6 protein-coding genes are annotated in these 7,641 nt (G+C 40.1%); 1 reads left to right on the forward strand and 5 read right to left on the reverse strand.

Annotated features, from left to right (window positions below):
• Positions 1–72 precede the first annotated feature (72 nt).
• From DWW43_RS11930 to DWW43_RS11950, 4 genes are all read right to left on the reverse strand, one after another.
• Positions 73–507 carry a hypothetical protein gene (locus tag DWW43_RS11930; protein WP_119963761.1) on the reverse strand — a complete coding sequence of 145 codons (435 nt, stop codon included), beginning with the start codon at positions 505–507 and terminating at the stop codon, positions 73–75.
• Between the two features lie 15 nt (positions 508–522).
• Positions 523–2,049: a DNA methylase gene (locus DWW43_RS11935; RefSeq protein WP_119963763.1), complete on the reverse strand. Its 1,527-nt coding sequence runs from the start codon at positions 2,047–2,049 to the stop codon at positions 523–525.
• A 244-nt stretch (positions 2,050–2,293) separates the two neighbouring features.
• Positions 2,294–3,346, reverse strand: coding sequence for a hypothetical protein (locus DWW43_RS11940; RefSeq protein ID WP_243104487.1), 1,053 nt, complete (start codon positions 3,344–3,346; stop codon positions 2,294–2,296).
• 224 nt (positions 3,347–3,570) lie between these two features.
• The gene (locus DWW43_RS11950) at positions 3,571–5,235 is read right to left on the reverse strand and encodes a leucine-rich repeat protein (RefSeq protein WP_243104489.1); all 1,665 of its coding nucleotides are present in this window, start codon (positions 5,233–5,235) and stop codon (positions 3,571–3,573) included.
• Positions 5,236–5,577: 342 nt separating this feature from the next.
• Between DWW43_RS11950 and DWW43_RS11955 the strand changes: the two genes are divergently transcribed.
• On the forward strand, positions 5,578–6,609 hold the full coding sequence (locus DWW43_RS11955; RefSeq protein WP_243104491.1) for a PD-(D/E)XK nuclease family transposase: 1,032 nt from the start codon (positions 5,578–5,580) through the stop codon (positions 6,607–6,609).
• Between the two features lie 93 nt (positions 6,610–6,702).
• On the opposite strand, the gene DWW43_RS11960 is transcribed toward DWW43_RS11955, so the two are convergent.
• On the reverse strand, positions 6,703–7,533 hold the full coding sequence (locus DWW43_RS11960; protein WP_165853080.1) for an ATP-binding protein: 831 nt from the start codon (positions 7,531–7,533) through the stop codon (positions 6,703–6,705).
• Positions 7,534–7,641 lie beyond the last annotated feature (108 nt).

Consider the following 7,641-nt stretch of genomic DNA (forward strand, 5'->3'; position numbering starts at 1 on the left):
TTATCTGGCATCTGTGTAACATATGTTTGACAAACCTACATAATTTTCAGGCATTTTCATATAATTTTTACGTTACTCCAAACCGGAAAACAGATCGCTTTCTATCCGACTGATATCTTCAATCGGTATGATCGTTTCATCTGCCATGATCACCGCTCTCCTGTACAGATCGATTCGCTTAACGATACCGGAATGCGTAACATATTCTCCTCCGGCTTTTCTCTCATCCTGTACGAAATAGGTAATATCCATTAACTGTTCTGTACCTATATTTGCTGAAATAATGTTTAGTTTCTCATTCAGCTCTTCCAATACTTCATCACTGAGCACCCGTTTCTCATCTGTCCGTCTGGCAGTCTCACGAATCGCCGCCGCATGTCCTGTCAATGCTGCAAATGGCGCAAATTGTGCCGCCCGGTCATAGAGTGACATCTGCGGATGTGTCTTTGAAACAGGGTGTTCCAAATGAATGATATCATCATATTTATGGTTGTTCTGATCCTGCATGTTATATATACCTCTTTATGCCTTATGTCCGCCGATCTGTGCATTTCTGTCTTTCGCCGTTGCTCCCTCCTGCAGGTTCATCCCCTTCAGAATTGCATTTTTCCCATATTTTTTCTTAATACTGAGCATAGCTTCCTGCATGTGACGTTCCCGATCCAGATCTGCTTCCTCTTTTTCCCTTTGTTTTTTTACAGCCTCATAATCTGTAAAAAAATCAAGCTGCTCATACGCATCGTCATTCGCGACAGTATGTTCATCCGCCAGTTTATTCGCGGTAATATTGATCCTCCGGATCAAAAGATCCTTATCGACGATCCGGTCATACAGTTCCATTACCGCATCCATAAGCATCTGCGTCGATGAGGTCTGCCGCTTCAGATTGATCGTTCCATGCGCATGCTTCGGAACCTTTCGTCCATATCGATCCGTCGTAACCGCACCTTTATATCTCTTCTTTCTCGCCGGGTCTGTCAGATTATCAATATCATATCCGATCGTAAGCACGATCTGATCCGTAACAAGTCCCTTATCCACCAGATCAAGCGACATAAGATCAGTCATTTCCTTTACAACCAGCCTTGTCTTATCAAAATCATACGGACAATGCAGTACCTGTCCTGTGCAAATGCTATTCGTCTCCGGTTTATATGCCTTGATCTGGTCCATCGTGCAAGGCTCATATCCCCATGCATGATCGATCAGCAACTCTGCATTAATGCCAAATAACTTATAGAGTAAATCTTCATTATATAATTCATTTGCCTTTCCGACCGAGCATCTTGCCACATCGCCCATCGTGTATAGCCCATATTCCGCTAATTTCTTCGCATAGCCCTGACCGACACGCCAGAAATCTGTGATCGGTCTGTGACTCCAAAGCTTCCTGCGGTACGATATTTCATCCAGCTCCGCGATCCGCACGCCATCCCTATCCGGTTCGATATGCTTCGCCACGATATCCATCGCGATCTTGCAGAGATACAGATTGGTTCCGATTCCGGCTGTCGCTGTGATTCCGGTCGTCTTCAACACATCCCGTATCATCATCATAGCAAGCTCTCTGGCTGTCATATGATAGGTATTCAGATATCCGGTCACATCCATAAATACCTCATCGACCGAATATATATGAATATCCTCCGGCGCAATGTATTTCAAATAAATGTCATAGATCCGTGTACTGTATTCCATATAAAGTGCCATGCGTGGAGGAGCAATAATATAATCAAGCTGAAGAGTCGGATCTGCCCCCAGCTTCGTGCTGTCATCCGACGCCCCGGTAAAATGATGATCCGGTATATTCCGTCTTCTTATATTATTTGCTTCACGAACCTTCTGAACAACCTCAAATAGTCTCGCCCTGCCCGGTATTCCATATGCCTTAAGGGAGGGGGATACCGCCAGACAGATCGTTTTCTCTGTCCGGCTCGCATCTGCCACTACCAGATTTGTAGTCAAAGGATCTCTGTTCCGTTCTCTACATTCTACAGAAGCATAGAAGGATTTCAGGTCAATTGCTATATACGTTTTATTTTCTTCCATTTATCTATGCTCCTTTCGTATATCTTATCACCATCATCCGACGGTTGTTCTGCATTTATTCCACGCTTCAATTATATGTAAAATGGTTGGTTTTCTCAATGGGAAAATACGGATACCTAATAAAGCGCCGCCTGTTTTCGGTGCTATATCAGGGATATTATTGAGGCAAAAAAGTCCAGATACATCATTTCTGCCATATCCGGACTTCTATAAAATATACATGTTATCTGTTCTGCTTATGCTCTTATCCTATGATTGCCTTAATCTCAGCTTCACTCATTTCGGTTACATCCATGATCTGCTCTAAGGAATAGCCTTTCTTATGCATTTTCAGAACAATATCAGCTCTTTCTTCAGATTTTCCTTCTAATCTTCCTTCAGACCTTCCAATGACCTTACCTCGTGCTTCGCCTATTTTTTCGCCTTCTGCCCTGCCAGCAGCTTTGCCAGCGATCATTCCAGCGGCTTCGCCCTTTGCATATCCCATTTCTTCTACACCTTCACTCAGATTACACATGATTTTCACCCCATCTCCTATACCGTGTCTCTCTACCGGTATATCATACTCCTGTTTCATAAGCTTCAATTTTTGTTCTGCTGTCATTGTCTGCGACAATAATGCTCCCAGCAATCGATGCAATTCATATCTTTCTTCCCTTGGCGGAATCTCCTTTGCCAGCCCAATCATCACGATATTAGGAATCTCCAGATTGCCTTTCCAGTCCTGATTACCAAGTAAATCATCCTTTACCATATGGATATGACTCAAACTGTTCTCTTTCATATTCATACAGATCCAGATTGAATACACCTGTTTGATCTCGTTGTAATCAGAACCGGTAAATTCCCGCTCTTTCTGAGAAGATACCAGCCTTGCGGTGTAAAAGATTGCCCGATTTAAGATGTGATACTTTGTCGGTTCATTCTTTTGTGCTTCCAGATTGATGATCATTTTCGCCAGTCCATCCCTCATCCGTACATAGAAAATGATATCAAAATATATCTTTCCCTCGTCTATCTCGGAGCTTTCTATGTTCAGTCCAACAATCCGTTCACCGGTTCTGGCATCCACTGTTTCTTTGTTCGTTAGTCCGGGCTCAACCGGAACCTGACTGATATACGGTTCACCCTCAATCAGCGAAGCGACCGTCTCTGCATCCATGCCTTTAAATTCATCTACTACCCGTATCAGTATATGCGCCAGTATGATCTTCTGTCCCAGCAGCCGCTTGGCACAGGCATCATACTGTGCTTTCTGATATGTCGCATCAGCGGAATATATTAATTCGTTATCCATGTCCCATCTCCTTTCCTGACAGAACAGAATAACATGTATATCTTAATATATTGCCGCCGTCTCTCCATGTTTGATTGTAACGGATATCAGTGTGGAAAACAAGTTTATCTAGTAAAAAATCCGGATACAGTATCTCATATCATATAAAATATAACAAAGCCCCTGCCTGCTATAGATTCATATATATCTATAACAGACAGAGGCTTTATAAATTCATTTTCTTATTATTTAATCTTCCATGTCTTTACATATCCGATGGATTTCTTTTTCAACTGTTTCTTTAAAGCTGTTTTTGCTTTCTTTGTGCCTTTCACAGTAATGGTTGCTTTCTTATTAATACCTTTGAATGCATTCTTACTGATGGTCTTAAGCTTTCCTGCTGTAACTGTGATCTTCTTCAGATTCTTGCAGCCGGAGAATGCTTCTTTACTGATCGTCGTCACGTTGCTTCCGATCGTAACTGTTGTCAACTTCTTATTGCCCTTGAATGCTTTGTCATAGACCGCAGTTACCTTATAGGTAACACCTTTCACTTTTACAGTTGCAGGAATGGTAAGCTTCTTGGCTTTCTTATCAGTAAACTTCGTAATTGTAACAGTTGGGTTCTTCTTCGAAGATGAAGTTACCTTTACTTTAAGCTTCTTAGATGCAACAGTAAGGGTTGTACCTTTCTTCGCCGGGGTAGCCGTTTTTGTGTTGTTCTTCTTTGGATCATTTGATGGATTCTCTGTTTCGGATACTAATTTAACCGGTATATTATGCTCTGTCGCATATTGGTATGCAGCTGAATCTTTGTTACAGATGATGGTTACATTTGGTGAGTTCTCAAAAATTGCTAATAACTCTCCATCTTCATCATATTCTTCAAATTCTGTAACACTATCCGGAATAGCAACATAAGTTAACTTACTACAGTTCGCAAACGCATGAAAACTTATGCATGTTACCCCATCTGGTATTGTTATGCTTGTTAAACTGCTGCAGTTATCAAACGCCCAGCCCCGTATACTTGTTAAACTTTTTGGCAATGTTACACTGGTTAAACTGCTACAGTCCTTAAATGTATTACGCTCTAATTTTGTTACGCCCTCCGGTATAGTTATGCTCGTTAAACTGCTACAGTCATGAAATGCACTGCTCTCGATACTTGTTACACTCTTTGGTATGGTTATGCTCGTTAAACTGCTACAGTAATAAAATGCACCAACCCCTATATCTGTTAACCCCTCTGCCATAGTTATGCTTGTTAAACTGTGGCAGGACTTAAACGCAAAGTACCCTATACTTGTTACACTTTCCGGTATGGTTATGCTTGTTAAGCCTATACAATCCGAAAACGCATCGTCCCCTATGCTTGTTACATCTTTTGGAATCACTGTTTTTATACATCCACTAACTAATGTGTTACTTGAAGTTTTAATGATCGCATTGCAATTATATCTGCTGTCATAATATTTATTTTCCTTGCTTACTGTAATATTTTCTAATTTATCGCATCCCGAAAAGACACCGAAATCTATTCTATCCACATTGGCTGGAATTATTATACTTGTTATACCTTTACATTCTGAAAATGCATGATCCCTTATCCAGATTACACTTTCCGGTATGGTTATACTCGTTAAATCACTCTTCCCCCAAAATGCATTTTCGCCTATACATGTGACCTTCATGCCATCAATTTCTTCTGGAATTACAAGCTCTGTCTCATCACCTATATATCCATCAATTGAAACTCCATCACCCATTTTAAAATATTGAAAACCATTATATGTATCATCATCTTCATAATACGCCTGTGCAGTCATACCGATTCCGCCACACAGCAATACACATAAAATCAATCCCAAGCCCGCATAGATCAGACTTCTTATCTTCTTTTGTATCATTTTCTTTGATCCTCCTTGTTCCATACAAATTTTTACAGTACCCTTACTTTTGGTTTATTGACCCGTCCTTTTTTCTCTCACCTCACCTATTTTTTGATAATTATTCATCAATATCTCCGCCTTTTTTACAAACCGATACAAGCTGAAAAACGGCATAAACATTATAAAAAAAAAAAAAGAGTCGTCAATATGCCAGAGGAAATTAATAAAAAATTTCTGTAAAAGTGCAAGTTATTACATCCAGACATACCATTCATTACATTTACAAACTTTTTTCCTTTATTTCTGGTAAGCTGACCTTGTCGACAAAAAAGGCGCCGGAAATTGAGAGGAAATAAATTTATGTACAATGAAAATGAAATAGAAAACACTACTATCACATCAACAGAACCTAACAAATCGTCTGCCATAAAAAACATTCAACAGCTTTTCCCAGCCCGAACCAAAAATGAATGTCTGATGGAACTGAAAAAGAATCCATCTATTTATCGGACATATCTGAACTGGCCCGACAAATGGAAATCGCACTTTCTCGAATTCATGGAAGGGAAGAAAAGTCTGCCGTTGACCTATGATCCATTTTTCAAGAAGCTGTTCAACCCGGACATATACCCGGAACGATTATCGCGTCTGATCAGCAGTATCATCGGTACAAATGTAACTGTGAAGTGTATCCTGTCAAATGAAGACAGTATGCTGCCATCAACCTCTCTCCTGCTTCTGGATATCATTGTTCAGTTAGAAGACGGTTCGATCGCAAATGTCGAGATTCAAAAAATCCCATATACATTCCCCGGTGAGCGGATGTCCTGCTACTCTGCTGATCTTCTGCTCCGCCAGTACACCAGAGTAAAAGGGGAAAAGGGAAGTACATTCACCTATCAGGATCTGAAAACCGTTTATACGATCGTGATGTTTGAAAACAGCCCGAAAGAATGTAAGACTGCCGATCTGGCTGACATTTATCTGCATCATGGAAAAGCAGCATTTGATACCGGGATCGACCTTCGTCTTCTACAGGAATACTATGTCGTTGCCCTTGACGTCTTCCGAAAAAGTAAGTATTCTAAAGATATCAACGAACTTAACGCATGGTTATCCCTGTTAACGGCAACTACCATGGATGACCTTGCAGCACTGATATCCGACTATCCATGGATGAAGGCTATCTGCATTGATATGTCAGAATATCTGTATCACCCGGAGGAGGTTGTTACCATGTTTTCTGAAGCATTACGAAAATTGGATGAGAATACAGTCAACTACATGATCGATGAGCTGAAAAAAGAACGGGATGAAGCGGTTGCAGCTATGGCTGAAAAGGACGCAGAAATTGCTGCATTAAAAGCTCAGCTTGCCTCACTAAGCAAATAAAAGCCCTATATATCAAAGAATCCTATGGTCTGCTAACCGACTTACACAATCACGCAACAGATCATAGGACTTTTTTGTTTCTAAGCATATTTTTTATATTTCATCTTTTTGCTGTAAGTATATATCTGTAATCACCCACTCCGGTTCTACGATATACTCCAGCTTACCATCATATTTCTTTACAACACGGCGCATACTTTCTATTCCATATCCATGATATTCACTATCCTTCTTTGTTGTTTCAAAATCTCCTTTTGAAAGTGCTTTATATCTTGTACTATCATATGTATTCTTAATCTCAAAATGAATCATGTTCTCATAACTTGCAGCTTTGAACAGAACGCACTTATCACCATTACTATGTAAACAGGCTTCCGCTGCGTTTTCCAAACCATTCGAAAGCAGTCCGCTCAAGTCAACATCCTGAATCATTAATTTTCGTGGCAACTTACCTTCACAATGGAACTTAACATCTGAATAATCCTCTTTCGCAATAATTCCATTTATGATGGCATCCACCATATAATTTCCGGTATATAGCACATTTTTCTTCTTTAGATCTTCATCTTGTTCCGAAAGCTGTGCCAGGTAATCTTTTATTTCCTCCAAGTCTCCTTTAGAAGCCAATTCTCTAAGAACCGCCCTATGATGTCTATTATCATGACGATATTGCCGCATATCATCATCCATCATTTCCATATTGGCATATAACGCCAACCGCAAGCCGTCGTTTTCTTCCTGAACTTCAATATTCTTTGTTTTCAGATCATTTTCTTTTTTCAAATGGCTGGAATATAGGAAAAAGGCGAGAATGCAGGATAGTGTAAGAAGTGTTGCCGTGGCTAATAATATGTATAATTTATACCGATGATTTGGCTCTCCATACGCAACAAACAAAATCATGGTGGCTAATACAAAATACAAACCTGCCATTGCCCCTGAAAGTAATGTGCATTGCATTATAGAAATTTGTCTTATAAACCAATTAATCTTTGTAGGTTTGTCAAACATATGTTACACAGATGCCAGATA

Source organism: Clostridium sp. AF15-41, from assembly GCF_003604095.1.
In the GTDB taxonomy this organism is placed as follows: domain Bacteria; phylum Bacillota; class Clostridia; order Lachnospirales; family Lachnospiraceae; genus Coprococcus.

Excerpts from the sequence above, each read along its gene's own strand:
- DWW43_RS11930 (WP_119963761.1), bottom strand. The coding sequence starts at position 507 with ATGCAGGATCAGAACAACCATAAATATGATGATATCATTCATTTGGAA.
- DWW43_RS11935 (WP_119963763.1), bottom strand. The coding sequence starts at position 2,049 with ATGGAAGAAAATAAAACGTATATAGCAATTGACCTGAAATCCTTCTAT.
- DWW43_RS11940 (WP_243104487.1), bottom strand. The coding sequence starts at position 3,346 with ATGGATAACGAATTAATATATTCCGCTGATGCGACATATCAGAAAGCA.
- DWW43_RS11950 (WP_243104489.1), bottom strand. The coding sequence starts at position 5,235 with ATGATACAAAAGAAGATAAGAAGTCTGATCTATGCGGGCTTGGGATTG.
- DWW43_RS11955 (WP_243104491.1), top strand. The coding sequence starts at position 5,578 with ATGTACAATGAAAATGAAATAGAAAACACTACTATCACATCAACAGAA.